The 14,937-nt window shown below is 59.5% G+C and carries 14 protein-coding genes; 4 read left to right on the plus strand and 10 right to left on the minus strand.

Going from position 1 to position 14,937, the window contains the following annotated elements:
- Positions 1-152: 152 nt before the first annotated feature.
- Both AC1P02_RS07045 and AC1P02_RS07050 read right to left on the minus strand, forming a co-directional pair.
- Positions 153-869, minus strand: coding sequence for a MarC family NAAT transporter (locus AC1P02_RS07045; protein ID WP_485184710.1), 717 nt, complete (start codon positions 867-869; stop codon positions 153-155).
- Positions 870-1,011: 142 nt separating this feature from the next.
- Positions 1,012-2,328, minus strand: coding sequence for an MFS transporter (locus AC1P02_RS07050; protein WP_113720775.1), 1,317 nt, complete (start codon positions 2,326-2,328; stop codon positions 1,012-1,014).
- Between the two features lie 181 nt (positions 2,329-2,509).
- On the opposite strand from AC1P02_RS07050, the gene AC1P02_RS07055 reads away from it, so the two are divergent.
- Positions 2,510-3,190: a Dph6-related ATP pyrophosphatase gene (locus AC1P02_RS07055; RefSeq protein ID WP_485184713.1), complete on the plus strand. Its 681-nt coding sequence runs from the start codon at positions 2,510-2,512 to the stop codon at positions 3,188-3,190.
- On the opposite strand, the gene AC1P02_RS07060 is transcribed toward AC1P02_RS07055, so the two are convergent.
- The 5 genes from AC1P02_RS07060 to AC1P02_RS07080 are packed head-to-tail and all read right to left on the minus strand — an operon-like array spanning position 3,187 to position 9,663.
- Positions 3,187-4,308: a response regulator gene (locus AC1P02_RS07060; protein WP_059168870.1), complete on the minus strand. Its 1,122-nt coding sequence runs from the start codon at positions 4,306-4,308 to the stop codon at positions 3,187-3,189. The genes AC1P02_RS07055 and AC1P02_RS07060 overlap by 4 nt on opposite strands.
- 9 nt (positions 4,309-4,317) lie before the next feature.
- Positions 4,318-6,984 (minus strand): response regulator, encoded by a 2,667-nt coding sequence (locus AC1P02_RS07065; protein WP_485184715.1) that lies wholly within the window; start codon positions 6,982-6,984, stop codon positions 4,318-4,320.
- Positions 6,985-8,049 carry a SpoIIE family protein phosphatase gene (locus tag AC1P02_RS07070; RefSeq protein ID WP_485184717.1) on the minus strand — a complete coding sequence of 355 codons (1,065 nt, stop codon included), beginning with the start codon at positions 8,047-8,049 and terminating at the stop codon, positions 6,985-6,987.
- A 6-nt stretch (positions 8,050-8,055) separates the two neighbouring features.
- Complete coding sequence (locus tag AC1P02_RS07075; RefSeq protein ID WP_096117741.1) at positions 8,056-8,427, minus strand: STAS domain-containing protein; 372 nt, start codon at positions 8,425-8,427, stop codon at positions 8,056-8,058.
- A gap of 15 nt (positions 8,428-8,442) precedes the next feature.
- Positions 8,443-9,663: a PAS domain-containing protein gene (locus AC1P02_RS07080; protein ID WP_485184719.1), complete on the minus strand. Its 1,221-nt coding sequence runs from the start codon at positions 9,661-9,663 to the stop codon at positions 8,443-8,445.
- 259 nt (positions 9,664-9,922) lie between these two features.
- Between AC1P02_RS07080 and aphA the strand changes: the two genes are divergently transcribed.
- Positions 9,923-10,633 carry an acid phosphatase AphA gene (gene aphA / locus AC1P02_RS07085; protein WP_485184721.1) on the plus strand — a complete coding sequence of 237 codons (711 nt, stop codon included), beginning with the start codon at positions 9,923-9,925 and terminating at the stop codon, positions 10,631-10,633.
- 126 nt (positions 10,634-10,759) lie between these two features.
- On the opposite strand, the gene AC1P02_RS07090 is transcribed toward aphA, so the two are convergent.
- A complete protein-coding gene (locus AC1P02_RS07090) occupies positions 10,760-11,023 on the minus strand; it encodes a hypothetical protein (protein ID WP_005316314.1) in 264 nt (87 codons plus the stop codon).
- Positions 11,024-11,198: 175 nt separating this feature from the next.
- Here AC1P02_RS07090 and AC1P02_RS07095 point away from each other — a divergent pair, with 175 nt between their 5' ends.
- Entirely contained in the window at positions 11,199-12,020 is an 822-nt protein-coding gene (locus tag AC1P02_RS07095) for an HDOD domain-containing protein (RefSeq protein WP_192895803.1), read from the plus strand.
- Positions 12,021-12,136: 116 nt separating this feature from the next.
- Entirely contained in the window at positions 12,137-12,658 is a 522-nt protein-coding gene (locus AC1P02_RS07100; protein ID WP_005316306.1) for a GNAT family N-acetyltransferase, read from the plus strand.
- Between the two features lie 146 nt (positions 12,659-12,804).
- Here AC1P02_RS07100 and AC1P02_RS07105 read toward each other — a convergent pair whose 3' ends face one another.
- Together AC1P02_RS07105 and AC1P02_RS07110 are read right to left on the minus strand one after the other, a co-directional pair.
- Positions 12,805-12,981, minus strand: a complete 177-nt coding sequence (locus AC1P02_RS07105; protein ID WP_005316304.1) for a hypothetical protein — start codon at positions 12,979-12,981, stop codon at positions 12,805-12,807.
- Positions 12,982-13,448: 467 nt separating this feature from the next.
- Positions 13,449-14,726: a cation:proton antiporter gene (locus tag AC1P02_RS07110; RefSeq protein ID WP_005316302.1), complete on the minus strand. Its 1,278-nt coding sequence runs from the start codon at positions 14,724-14,726 to the stop codon at positions 13,449-13,451.
- Between the last annotated feature and the right edge of the window lie 211 nt (positions 14,727-14,937).

Raw genomic sequence — 14,937 nt, forward strand, 5'->3', positions numbered from 1 at the left:
CTCCTGAAGTAAGTGGGCGCCTGCCTGCAAACCTAACAACTGATCTCTGAACTGAATCTGTATGAAAAACACACTAACTCATTTGTGTGTCAATAACATGATCAGGCGCAAGATCAGTGGCGATTTGTGAGGTTTTTTGACACCGTTTTCAGTCAGGGGTGGCGCGGCTCCTGTCGTTGATCAGGGGTGTCTGGCAGGGATGGCAAGGAAGGCGTGGTGTGTATCGAGTGTGCGCCGTGGAAGACAGGATCCTGTGCCACTTCCTTGATGCCGTTGATACAGAATTGCATGCCCATGCACACCAGCAGAAAACCCATGATCCGGGTCATGGCATCGATGCCGGTGGCGCCGAGGATCTTGCAGACCGGATCCGCCAGCTTCAATACGCCCCAGCTGATCAGACTCATCAGGGCAAACGCTGTGACCATGGCGCCGTAGATGGTGAGGCGGTTGTACTCGTCGGGCAGTTCGGCAATCTGGGCAGCGCCGCTGATCACCAGCGCCATGGTACCCGGCCCGCACATGCTGGGCATGGTCAGTGGCACGAAGGCGATGCTCTGGTTGATATCGACCCCGTTGGTTTGACTGGGGGCTGGGAACAGCATGCGAAAGCCGATAAAGCCGATGATGAGACCACCTGCCAGCCGCAAGCCTGGAATGGATATCCCGAACAGATCCAGAATGGAGGAGCCGATAAAGAAGGTGATGCAGAGGGTGAAAAACAGATAGATAGCCGCCAGGTTGACCTGGCGGCGTATATGCTCCCGCGACATGCCCTTGCTCAGCCCCAATAGCAGGGTGGCCGTGGTTGGCGGGTTGACCATGGGCAGCAGCGCCAGCAAGGCGAGAAATACGACTTGAAAGAACATCTTGAGCCTCGGATAACGGAATTGGGTGACAGTCTGAGCCAGGTATTCGCCTGGCCCTAAGGGGGGAGGCTATCCTATGTCGGCCGTACTGAACACAAGGACAATAAAAAAGCCCCGAAGATGTCCGGGGCTTTTTCGTTGGTCAGGCGGCTTGTGGCGCCGTCTGCCGCTGGTTGCGCTGTTGCAGCCACAGCAGCAGACCGATGGCAAAGCCCAGTGCCGACAGGCTCACCACATAGTGGGATGGAGCCAGCACGTCGTTCTTCATCCACAGGGTCACCAGCATGGGGGTGAGGCCGCCGAAGATGGCGTAGGCCACGTTGTAGGAGAACGACAATCCCGAGAAGCGCACTATCGCCGGGAAGGCGTTGACCATGACGTAGGGCACGGCCCCGACAATTCCGACCGCGAAGCCCGCCAGCATGTAGAGCGGTACCAGCTGCTCTGTGCCCGCTACCAGACCGTGATAGAAGGCGTAGCTGGAACCTGCCAGCAGCAATGAGCCAAGCATGAAGGTGGGGCCGCTGCCGAGGGCATCGATCAGCCTGCCATAGACGATGCAGCCCAGGGTCAGGGCCAGGATGGCCAGGGAATTGGCGGTCAGGGCATCGGCCGGGCTGATGCCATGTACCTTCTGCAGATAGGTGGGGGTCATCAGTATCACCACCACGATACCGGCGGAGAGCAGCCAGGTCAGCAGCATGGAGATCACCACGCTGCCCTTGTGGCTGCGCAGCACCGTCTTGAGCGGCAGTTCCTCCGCCAGCGCCTTGTTGGCCTGCATCTCGGCGAAGACAGGGGTTTCATGCAGCCAGCGGCGCAGATACATGGCGACTATGCCAAAGATGCCCCCCAGCAGGAAGGGAACTCGCCAGCCCCACTCACTCACCTCGGCCGGGGTCAGGTTCTTGTTGACCGCGGTGGCGATGAGGGAGCCGAGCAGTATGCCGGCAGTCAGTCCGGCGGTGAGGGTGCCACAGGCGAGCCCGACCCGGCGGGCGGGCACATGCTCCGCCACGAACACCCAGGCGCCCGGTACTTCACCACCGATGGCGGCTCCTTGCAGGATGCGCAAACCCAGCAGGGCCAGCGGTGCACCTATGCCCAGTACCGCATAGGTGGGCAAGAGGCCGATCATCAGGGTGGGCAGCGCCATCAGCAGTATGCTCAGGGTAAACATCCGCTTGCGGCCGATGAGATCGCCAAAATGGGCCATGATGATGCCGCCAAGGGGGCGAGCCAGATAGCCTGCGGCGAAGATGCCGAAGGTCTGGAACTGGCGCAGCCACTCGGGAATATCGGCCGGGAAGAAGAGCTCGCCGATCACAACGGCGAAGAAGACGAAGATGATAAAGTCGTAGAATTCGAGGGCTCCACCGAGGGCTGCCAGGCTCAGTGTCTTGTAATCCTGTCGGTTGAGGGGGCGGCTGTGGTCGTAAGCTTGCGTGACTGTCGTCATATCCTTATGTTTCCCATCGTTTTTTTAGTTATTGTTCCCCATCCTTTCAGGGGAGACGCTCATTACCGAGGGTATGCTTTTGCATCCCGCTATGTAAATCGCACAATTCGCAATACAGTCTTGCAGCTTTTTGGTGCAGCAAGACCGGCAATATCATGACGAAGAGACAGTGGGAGAAATCATGACGAAGAAAAAGGTGCTGCTCTCCTGGAGCAGTGGCAAGGACAGCGCCTGGGCACTGCTCCGATTGCAGCAGGATCCGGCCATCGAGGTAGTGGGGCTGTTTACCACCCTCAATCAGGCTTTCGAGCGGGTGGCCATGCACGGGGTACGCAAGCAGTTGCTGATGCAGCAGGCCGAGTGTGTAGGGTTGCCGCTGACTACCCTCGATCTGCCCTGGCCCTGCACCAATGAGGATTACGCCCGCATCATGACCGACTTCATTGCGAGCGTGGTGGCGCAGGGGATCCGCCACATGGCGTTTGGCGACCTCTTCCTCGAGGATGTGCGCGCCTATCGGGAGAAACAGCTGGTGGGAACGGGCATAGAGCCCCTGTTCCCGCTGTGGGGCAGCAAGACGGACGAGCTGGCTCGGCAGATGATGGCGGCAGGGCTGAGGGCCAGGATCAGCTCCCTTGACCCGAAAAAGCTGGATGCCAGCCTGGGTGGTCACGATTTCGATCCTGCCCTGCTGGCGGCCTTGCCGCAGGGGGTGGATCCGTGCGGCGAGAACGGCGAGTTTCACACCCTGGCCTATGATGGTCCCATGTTTCTGCGCCCGTTGACGATGTACGTGGGAGAGACGGTAGAGCGGGACGGCTTCATCTTCACTGACTTGTTGCCTGCGGACTCCGCCGCCTAGTCGAGGTTGGTCTCCTTGTCATCGTTGTAGCGCAGTGCAATTTCGTGAAACAGCAGGTGGATGCGGGCGAAGGCATCCGTGATGTCGGGATCGAAGTGACTGCTGCGCCCCGCCAATATGATGGGGACCACCTCCGTATGGGACATGGCCGCCTTGTAACACCGCTTGCTGATGAGGGCATCGTACACATCTGCCAGTGCCATCAGTCGGGCCGACAGGGGGATTTCATCCCCCATCAGACCGTAGGGGTAGCCGGTGCCATCCCATTTTTCGTGGTGGTAGCAGGCGATCTCCTTGGCCAGCCGCAGAAACTCGACCTCCACTCCCAGCGCTTCCTCGGCGTGGACTATGGCCTCCTTGCCGAGGATGGAGTGGTGCTTCATCTGGGTGAACTCATCCGCATCCAGCTTGCCGGGTTTGAGCAGGATCCGGTCCGGTACGCCGACCTTGCCGATATCGTGCAGGGGGGCAGACTTGAACAGCAGATCTATGGTCTTTGGGGTCAGCTCTGCACGAAAGCGAGGGTGATCGCACAGGGTTTCCGCCAATAGCTTCACATAGTGCTGGGTGCGCAGTATGTGGTTGCCGGTCTCGTTGTCCCGGGTCTCGGCCAGAGAGGCGAGGGAGTGGATGGTGATGTTCTGGATCAGCTCGTTTTCACGGGTGCGCCGTTCCACCTCCTGTTCCAGATAGGCGTTTTGGTCATGGAGCAGATCCCGTGCAGCTTTCAGCTCAAGGTGGTTTCTGACGCGAGCCAGTACGATGGCGGGAGAGATAGGCTTGTGGATATAGTCCACGGCGCCGAGTGCCAGTCCGTGCGCTTCTGCGCTCTCCTCTACCTTGGCGGTCAGGAAAATCACCGGAATATGCCGCGCTTGCGGCATCTCCTGCAGTGCCTGCATCACCTGATAGCCATCCATCTGGGGCATCACCACATCGAGCAGGATCAGATCCACCCGGGTGCCTGATGACAGTATCTCCAGCGCCCGCTGGCCACTGATGGCCACCTTGACCCGATAGTGCGGGCCCAGCAGGGCGCTGAGCAGGGAGAGGTTTTCAGGGGTGTCATCGACCACCAGCAGTGTGGGTTTGGTGTCGGGATCCAGCAAGTTGAGCATAGTGGTGCCTCACTCTTGGTTGAACAGATCGGGCCTGAGAGCCCGGACTTGTTGCAGGTGTGCCAGTGCATCCGTAAAACGGAAGCGGGTCATGGCGTCTGCCATCGTCGATGCTGTTTCTCCCAGCTGTCCAGTCAGCTGTTTCTGATGTTGCTGGAACAGGGTCAGTGCCTCTGCATCATCTTCCACCAGCAGTTGGGTCAGCTGCGCCAGCAGGGGCGCTATGTCTGTTGGCTCTTGCTCCGGCAGGCCGGGCGCTGTCTGGGTGGGCAGCAGGGCCAGTACGCCATCGCTCAGTTGCTGTTGCATCTGCAGCCCTTGTTCGGCCAGCGGTAGCAGGCTGGTGGTGTCGTCTCCGCGGGAGATCGCACTCTCCAGCCTGGCCGAGATATCTCGCAGTGGATCGGCGCCCAGAGTGGCGGCAATCCCTTTGAGGGTATGGGCTTGCCGATGGGCTTCCTCCCGGTCGTCTGTCTGCAGGGCGGTGATCAGGCTCTGCATGGGTTGGGTTCCCTGTTGGGCGAACCGTTGCAGCAGGTCCTGATACCACTCCCAGTTGTGCATCAGCCGTTGCAGGGCCGCCTCGGCATTGAGCCCGAGGGCCCTTAACTGCGGTAGTAAAGGCATGTCCTGTGGTGAGGGTGAAGTCTTGCGTGTTGCATCGGTTTCACGGCTGAAGGCGGGCACCCAGCGCTGCAGGGCGGCATAGAGCTTGTCGGGGTCGATGGGCTTGGCGATATGGTCATCCATGCCCGCTGCCAGGCAGCGCTCTCTGTCACCGGCCATGACATTGGCCGTCATCGCTAGGATGGGGATGTGCTGCCCCGCGTCTTCCTGTTCGCGCAGCTGACGGGTGGCGGCCAGTCCGTCCATCGCTGGCATCTGCATGTCCATCAGGATCAGGTCGTATGGTTGTTGCTCTGCCATTTTCAGGGCTATGGCACCATTGCCGGCGATGCTGACGTCGGCTCCCACCGCTCGCAGCAGCTCCATCGCCACCTGCTGGTTCAGCTCGTTGTCTTCTGCCAGCAGTATGCGGAGTCCGTCGAAGCGATAGCTGTGGCTGGGCTGGGGGGGCTTCAAGGTGATCGCCGTGGTTTGATGGCCAAACAGCCCTATGATGGTATCGAACAGCACTGAGGCACACACCGGCTTGACCAGCACCCGGTCAAAGCCGGCGGACTGGGCTTCGCGAAAGACCTCTTCCCGCCCATAACCCGTCACCATGACCCGATAGAGCCGCTTGCCAAGACCGCGGGCGATGAGGCGGCGACCCGTCTCTATGCCGTCCAGCCCCGGCATGTGCCAATCCAGCAGCACCACCTCATAGGCGTTACCTTCATGCTCGGCACTGGCGATCATCTGCAAGGCCTGCTGACCCGATTCGGCGGTGTCCACCACGAAGCTCATGCTGCGTAGCAGGGCAGCCAGTATGGTGCGGGCGCTGGCACTGTCGTCGGCCACCAGCATGCGGCGCCCACGCAGGTCCAGACTCGGCAGATAGCGTGATCTGTATCTGCCACGGCCGAGTCGGGCTGTAAACCAGAAGGTGCTTCCCTTGCCCGGTTCGCTCTGCACGCCGACCTCACCCCCCATCAATGCCGCCAGTTCGCGGGAGATGGCGAGCCCGAGGCCGGTGCCGCCGTATTTGCGGGTGGTGGAGCTGTCCGCCTGCTGGAAAGACTGGAACAGCCGCTGCTGCTGCTCCTGGCTCATGCCGATCCCCGTGTCCTGCACCGAACAGTGCAACAGCACCTCTTTCGGCAGTTTTTCCAGGCAAGTGACCTTGACCAGTATCTCCCCCTGCTCGGTGAATTTGACCGCATTGTTGGCATAGTTGATCAGGATCTGGCCGAGCCGGAGGGGATCACCATAGAGCAGGGTGTCGAGCTGGTGGTCGACCTCGAACAGCAGCTCTATGCCCTTGGCTTCGGCCTTCTCGCCCACCAAAGTCGCCAGATTTTCCAGCACATGGTCGAGATCGAACTCGATCTGCTCCAGATCCAGTTTGCCCGCCTCTATCTTGGAGAAGTCGAGGATATCGTTGATGATGCCGAGCAGGTGCTGGGCCGAGCGCTGGATCTTGCCCACATAGTCGGCTTGCTGCGGATCGAGCCGGGTTTGCAGGGCCAGGTGGGCCATGCCCAGGATGGCGTTCATGGGGGTGCGGATCTCGTGGCTCATGTTGGCGAGAAAATCGCTCTTGGCCCGGGTCGCGCTTTCTGCCAGCTCATAGGCCTGCTCCAGCTCCTGATTCTTGGTCTGCATCACGGCGAACAGCTCATCCCGGGTCGGTTCGGCGAATTGCTGCTGCATCTGCAACAGCAGAGTGTCATCGGGCCAGTGCGGCAGGTGGCACACCAGGGCGATGTCAGTGTCAGAGTGAGGAACCAGCCGGATGTTGCCATGGGCAGCGCCGGACGGACTGTGCAGCAGTGGCTCGTCCGCCGAGAGGGAGACCCACAGCTCCTGCGTATGGCTTTCCAGCCACAGCTGGAGTTGCAGCGAGTCGGTGGTCGCCGTCAGCTGGCGCACCAGCTCCGAGGTGGTACCCGCCAGCGGCGCCACGAAGGTGGGGTTCTTGTCGATGCAGGTGAGCACCTGGATCACCTTGCGTCTGGCGGTGAGGGCTGCCGCCGGGCCAGAGAGCCTGATATCACCGATCCGCTGCCGCATCTAGCGCTCCTTCTCCGGTTGTACCCGCAACACGATACAACTCGCATCGTCCGTGCTGCGGCCGCTGTGGTCTATGACTTGACGGGCCAGGATGGCGGGATCCGCCCCCAGATCCAGTGCGCCGTCACGCAGGTTGAGCGACTCGCTGATGCCATCCGAATAGAGCATCAGCACATCCCCCGGCTCCATGGGCTGGCGTTGCAGCAAGGGGGTGGGGAAGCGCTCCCCCAGCACTCCATCGCGGGAGATGCCGCGCCAGAGGTCATGGCCGCGCAGACAGATGCGGGTGTTGCCGATACCGGCGTAGCTCAGTTCCCCCCGTTCACTGTTGACCAGGGCTATGCCAGCTGCCGCTCCCCGGGTACCGATGCAGTGTTGGTGCAACAGCTGCAGCAGAGGTGCCGGCTCCTGCTCAGGGGTGTTTTGCAGCGCCTCTTCCAGTGTCAGTGCCAGCTTGTTGGCCGAGGTGCCGTGGCCGCTGACATCGATCAGCACCAGCAAGGCGCCGTCGGGGGTGGGCCGGATAAAGACCAGATCGCCGGAGACCTTTTCCGGATAGCAGGGCCTGTTTTCGCTGGCCCATGCCAGTTTCAAACCAGACTGACCCCATGGCTGGGTTGGCATTGTGAGGCGTATCGTCGAGGGTGCCGAGCCCAGCCACTTGCGAGCCTGCACCAGGGTGCCCCCTTCCGGCGGTGTGCTGATGGTGAGCTCTGACATCATGCGCCGCACGCCGGGCAGCCCCAGCCCCAGGGTGCCCGAGGTGCTGTAGTGATCCTGCAGGGCCTGATGCACATCCGGTATGCCGGGCCCTTTGTCACGGGCGATGATGTCGATGCAGGCTCGTCCCTTGGGGTGATGGAGGGTCAGGGTGATCTCCCCCTGCCCGGCGTATTTCAGGATATTGCTGCCAAGCTCGGAAACCACGGTGGAGAGCATGGCACGATCCACGTCAGACAGGCTGGCGATAAAGGGGAGCCGACGCACCGCCATCACCGTCAGGTGCAGATCGATATCGTGGCGCAGCGGATAGTTGGCCTCCTGAGTCGCATGCTCTTGCATCATGGCGGTTTACTCCTCGCCCTTGAGACGGCGGACGTGGGCGAAGGCATCGTCCATGTCGATGAAGCAGCGCAGCGGCCCGGGCTGCGCTTCGGCCAGCGCCAGAAACGCGGCGATCCCGGCATTGAGCCCCACCAGCAGGCAGATGGCGCCTAACAGGCGGCACACCTCGGCCAGCTTGCGTACCTGCCTGAATTCATGGTGATCCAGCAGCATGACACCGGAGAAGTCGAGCAACACTGCATGGTGACGCCCGTGTACCAGTCGCTGGGAGAGGGCCTGCATCAGCATCTGCATGCCATCGTCACCGAGATCGGGACGCATGCTGACCACTATGCAGTCGGCCACATCGGCGATGCCAAGATCGTTGTTGAGCTGCATGGTCATGGCCGCATCCTAGAGGGTGGAACCGACCCGTTTGAGCGCTATTTCGAAGGCATCTCTCAGGGTTGCCGTGGTACGGACGTCACCGACCGACACCCCCAGCTCCACCATGGTGCGGGCAATGGCGGGGGAGACTCCCGAGATGATGGCCTCACAGCCCATGAACTGGGTTGCCTTGGTGATTTTGATCAGCTGGTTGGCGACGCCGGTATCCACGGTGGCGACACCGGCAATATCCAGCACGAAGACCCGGGCCCGGGTTTCGGCAATCTTGGTAAGCGACTTGTTCATCACGTCGGCGGTGCGCATTGAGTCGATGATCCCCACCAATGGCAGCAGCAGGATCCCGTCCCAGATAGGGGTGACAGGGGTCGACATCTCCTGCAGCGACTTGTGCAGCTCCTCGCGAACTCTGGCGGCCTCTTCCGCTTCCACCATGGCACGCTTGAGCTGACGGTGCTGCTCCACCTGCGCCGTTATGTCGGTGGCAAATTTGACGATTTTGCTGGGCTTGCCGTTCAGATCCAGCACCGGGTTGTAGGATCCCTGGATCCAGACCTCCTGTCCCTGCTTGCCGAGCCGGCAGAATTCGCCTGCGAGAAACTCGCCCCGTCGCAGTGTTTCCCAGAAGGTACGGTAATCCGCCGACTGGGCGTAGTCCGGGTCAACCAGCTGCCTGTGGTGCTGGCCCTTCAGCTCCTCCAGCCGGTAGCCCACTATGTCGAGAAAGCGTGGATTGGCATCCAGTATGGTGCCATCCAGCGAGAACTCCACCTTGCCCATGACCCGGCTCAGGGCATTGAGCTGGCCCTCGAAGCTGGCAGTGAGCTGCCTCTGCCCGGTCAGATCCATGGCGTATACGATGATGCGGGTCAGCTGCCCCTCGGCATCCAGAACCGGGCTGCAGGCACCCCTGATCCAGATATCCCGCCCCTGTTTATCCAGCAGGTGAAACTCGCTTTCCTGTGACGTGCCGCTGCGCAGCGTCTCCCAGAAAGTGTCATAAGTGGCAGACTTAGCCTCATCCGGGGAGAGCAGCATGCCGTGGTGCTTGCCCTTTAGCTCATCCAGCGGGTAGCCCATGATGGTGAGAAAATGAGGGTTGGCATCCAGGATCTGCCCCTCTGGCGAGAGTTCGAGCCGGGCCAGCACCTGATCGATGGCGTCCATCCCGGCCTGATGAGGGGAAGGGGCCGAACCGGTGGTCTTGGAAGAGGAAGTGTGCGCGTCCATGGCATCTCCAGTGAGAGGGAGTCGTTGATTTTGATGTCAATAAAGGGTGCTAAGCAGTTATAGCCCACTCCGGCTCTTCCGGCTGGAATAAAGGGTCAAAAGAGGCTTGTCATCTTCCGGTTGCTGGATGTTTATTCCGAGGGGACAAAACAGGGCTGGAGCTATCCACCGAGCCCTGTTTTGTGGCGAGTTTCACGGTTTGCATCGGCAGCATGGGGCAGGATTGGCACCCTGTTTCATTCACGTCATGAGTTGTGCCATGCCCGCTTTTTCCCGTCTTACCCTGATAGCATCCCTGTTTGCAGCCACCTTCAGCCTGCCCGCCCTGGCCGATCAGATCGTGACCAGCCCGGCTGGTGTCACGACTGTGACCCTGGCCCAGCAGGCTCCTGTTCACTGGGTCTCGGTAGAGCAGATTGCCAAGAGTCTGGATGGTCTACCCCCGATGGCGGTCGGTTTTGATATCGACGATACCCTGCTCTTCTCCAGCTCGGGTTTCTATCGCGGCAAGCAGGAGTTCTCGCCCAACGACGAGAGCTATCTGAAGAACCCCGCCTTCTGGGAGAAAATGAACAACGGCTGGGATGCGTTCAGCATGCCGAAAGAGGTGGGCAAGGCGCTGATCGCCATGCACCTCAAACGCGGCGATCACATCTATTTCGTCACTGGCCGTTCGGCCACCAAAACGGAAACCGTGAGCCAGACCCTGCAGCAGACCATGGGGATCCCCGCCGATCGACTCAATCCGGTGATCTTCGCCGGCGATCAGCCGGGCCAGAACACCAAGGTGCAGTGGCTCAAGGACAAGCAGATGAAGGTCTTCTACGGTGATGCGGACGGGGATATCAAGGCGGCGCAGGAGGTCGGCATTCGCGGCATTCGGCTGCTGCGGGCGGCAAACTCCAGTTATCGTCCACTGCCGCTGGCTGGCGCCCTGGGGGAAGAGGTGATCGTCAACTCCCAGTTCTGAGCGGCGTAAAACCGCTAGAAAAAAGCCGGATCCTGTCAGGATCCGGCTTTTTAGTGAGTCTGTGGCGCGGGTGTTGGCATCGTGGCATGGGTTGCCGACAAGTTCCCCTTGTTCGCGTACGGCTGTTTATTCCGCCCAGGGCATCTCGGGCAGGGAATCCAGAAACTGGGCGTAGCGCTCGAGGTTGAAGGGGCCCTGTTCAGCCTCCATCGCCATCAGCTCGGCCCCGAGGGCGCAGGCGATATATTGCAGCGCCTCTTCCCGTGGGGTGCCCTTCATCACCAATCGCATCAGGGTCGCCTTGACCTGCAATGGATGACCGTCGATCAGCTGGTTGTCGACCATCTCCAGCAGGGTTTGCTCGTCAAAGAACTCGGTGGATTCGCTCATGGTGTACTTCCTCGTGATGCCATAAAAGATGCCAGTATAACGAAGCTGGCATTAACACATTGAAATATTGCGATAAAAACATTTCTGTGGCGCCAGTTTTTGTTACTCATACTTATCCGTGGGTTTGCTGTCAGCAAACGAAAACCATCATAAAATTGCATGGACGGATATCAATATGCCCACCATAGACTCTCTGTTATCCCATCCCCAAAACCTGCCCAATGTACCCGAAGTCATGCGCGATCTGGTGCAGACCTTCAATGAGAAGGAGCCGGATATCCTGTTGATCGCCAAGAAGATCAACAAGGATCCCGTCATCTCTGCCAAGCTGCTGCGGCTGGCCAACTCCGCCAAGTTTGGCGGCAATCGTCAGGTTGCCACCGTCAACGAAGCCGTGGTGCGGCTTGGAGTCGATGTGGTACGCAATATGGTGCTTGCCTGCGGCCTGACGGGATCTGTTCATTCGGTGCCCGGCATCGATCTCAGGCACTTCTGGGGCAACGTGTTCGATGTGGCCGAGCTGGCCAGGTTGCTGGCCAAGATAAAGGGCATGAAAGGGGAGGAGGTGTTCACCTGTGCCCTGCTGTTCGACATGGGGCGCCTCATCATGCATGTGGGTCTGCCGGAAAACATGGTTAACCACATTCAGGATCTTGAACCCAGCAAGGGGCGCGCCAAGGCAGAGGAGCTGGTGGTTGGTTTCAACTATGCCCAGACCGGGGCCGAGATGGCCAAGCGCTGGCAATTTCCCCTCAGTATCTGCCATGCGGTGGAATACCACTACAACCCCATGTTGGCCAAGGAGTTTTCTGTCGAAGCTGGCCTGATCCATCTGGCCATCGCCCTGGCGGCCCAATCGGATGTGGGGGAGGTAGCGCCGCCCGAGTGGCCAACTCAGGTAGCAGACCGACTTGGTCTGCCATGGTCTGACTGCGCCGCCGTGCTGGTGGCGATGCGGGAACACGGCAATGGCTATGCGGGTTTGCTGGCGGCCTGAGCCCGTTCATATTGTCACCGGGCCGCAATGCGGCCCTTTTTCATGGGGTTTGCCTTGCTAACCCTGCGGTGCAGAGGCAGTCTTGAAGGCCTGTATTTTCTGAAAGAGCCCTTGTCATGATCCTCTCCGAGCGCCTGCTGCTGCGCGAACTGACCATCGCTGATGCTCCCTTTATCCTTGAGCTGCTCAACGACAGCGATTTCCACCGTTACATTGGCGATCGCGGTGTGCGTACCCTGGCGGATGCCGAACACTACATCCAGCAAGGGCCCGCGGTCAGTTATGCTCGCCATGGCCACGGCCTCTATCTGGTGGCGCGCAGAGGCGATGAAGCCAAGATTGGCATCTGTGGTTTGATCAGGCGAGACACCCTGCCCTGTGAAGACATTGGCTATGCCTTCCTGCCCGCCTATCGTGGTCAGGGTTATGGCATAGAAGCGGCAAAGGCGGCGCTGCAGGACGGCCGGGAAAGGTTGGGGATTGTGCGTGTCATCGCCATAGTCACACCGGGCAACGAACGATCACTGACACTGCTGGCCAAGCTGGGGCTGGTACAAAGCCGGCTTGTCAAGTTGAGCGAGGATGCCGACGCGTGTCTGCTGCTGGAGGCTGCCGGAGCTGAAACGAACCTGGCCTGAGGTATGAAACGGGGATGCAGCTTTCAGTCAGTGATGGAAGGCGATGCTGACGGTGCTGGTTCAGGAGAATATATAGGAGTTGAAGCAAAGAGGCCGCCGTGAGTTGCGGCCTGTCTGCATCGGGCGCTGCCGGAGGGCAGGCAGGATCAGTTGAGGTCTTCGATGGAGAACTCGCCAGCGATACCATCACAGGAGATGGCGAAACCGCCGCTGAAGCGGGTGCTGAACTGGATCAGGAACGCATCGGAATCCTGCTCTTGGACAGGCAGGTTGATGGGTTTGCTACGACGCAGGGGTTTGTGTGTATGTATGGCTTTCATCATGAAATTTCTCTATATAAATTAAGTGTTTGCTCCTTGTGTTGGCAAATGTCAGGTTAATGGACGCGGTCGACTTTGTGGTCAACAAGCGCGCAGGAATACCCAGCCCTGTCAGGGGCGTCTGCACTATCAAGGAATATGCTGATGCATAAATCAAATTGGGTGGGCAGAGCGGGTCTGCGCCGTGAGAGCCGGGCAACGCAGGCAGACAGCCTGACGGTTCTCGAGGCGAGTAAATCAGAGGGAGGTTATGCGGATACTGACAGGATTCATCGTGAGTGAAGCATTGCAGGGTAAACATAAACAGGGCTGATTAACTAGCCGGCGCGCATTCTCTCCTCGATATGAATAAAAAGCAAACAATTATTTGGTGATTTTGTGCCAGATCCGTTTTTGTCGTGTTATCCGAGATAAAAAGGGCTCCCGTCGGGAGCCCTTTTTCAGCAGGTCAATCACTGTCAGACGGTGACTCAGTAGTCGCCGCTGGCCTTCTTGGCCGCGGTGATCATGGGTGTAATGGTCATGCCCTGCACCACGATGGAGAACATCACCACAGAGTAGGTCATCACCAGTATGACCTGACGCAGATCGACGTTGTGCTCGGGTATCATCATGACACCGGAAGGCAATGCCAGCGCCATGGCCATGGCCAGACCGCCACGCAAGCCGCCCCAGGTAAGGATGCGGATGGTGAAGCGGTTGTAGGTGCGAAAACGGCGGAAGGCCATGAAGGGGACAGAGACGCTGATGAAGCGCGCCGCCAGGCAGAGCGGTACCGCGATAACCAGCAGGATCCAGTCACGCCAGGCGAGATCCAGCAGCACCAGTGCCAGACCGATCAGCAGGAACAAGAGCGCGTTGAGGAACTGGTCCATCAACTCCCAGAAGTGATCCAGATAGTGGCTGCTCTGCTCGGAGAAGCCGGAGTGACGGGTCCAGTTGCCGATCATGATGCCGGTGACCACCATGGCCAGGGCACCGGAGACACCCATCATGTTGGCGAGGGCAAAGCCGGCAGTCGGGATGCAAAGGGTCAGCAGCAGCTCCAGGGAGCCATCGTCGGTGGCACTGATCATCACGTGGGCGATGAGGCCCAGCACGGCGCCGAACAAGATGCCACCGAGGGCCTCGTGCAGGAACAGACCGGCGACGCTGCCGAAGGTCGGCTCAACGCCGCCAAACGCCACGGCAAATATGGTGGCGAATATCACCAGACCGGTACCGTCGTTGAACAGGGATTCCCCTTCGATCTGAATGGCGATCTGGGGGGGTGCCTGCATCTTCTTGACGATGGCCAGCACGGCAATGGGGTCGGTGGGGGTGATCAGGGCCCCGAACAGCAGGCAATAGACCAGCGGTACTTCCCAGCCCAGCAGCTTGGCGATGAACCAGAAGCCGTAACCGATCAGGAAGGTGGAGAGCAGGGTGGAGAAGATCGCCAGTATGGTGATTTCCCACTTCTGGCTGCGCAAGGCCTTGAGGTTGATGCCAATGCCGCCAGCGAACAGCAGGAAGCCCAGGATCCCCTTCAGCAGGAAATTCTGGAAGTCGATGCTCTTCATGGTTTCGATGGCCAGGGGCTCAAGGTTGAACCAACCCAGTTTGCCAAACAGCACCATCAGGGCGGAGATCAGCATGGATCCGGCAGTGATGGCGATGGTGGTCTGGATCTTCACGACATACTGGTTGGCAAAGGCGATCAGGATCGCCAACGCTGCCAAAAAGCAGAGTGTGTAGTAGACGCTCATGGTTATTTTTCTCGTTAGTAAACAGCAAGCACGTATCCTTCGCTGAGGACCGGCATAGGGTACTCTGGGGTCACATGTTACTCATTACCTATTTATGAGTATCCGGTGGTTATTGTGGACTCCACTGTGGACAGATAGACGGCTAGATTTCCATTTGATTTGTTTGCTGCTAGGATGACCTTCACGCAGTTGCATGGATGTAAGAGGAGCG

This window comes from Aeromonas sp. TS_SC_11 (genome assembly GCF_057318915.1).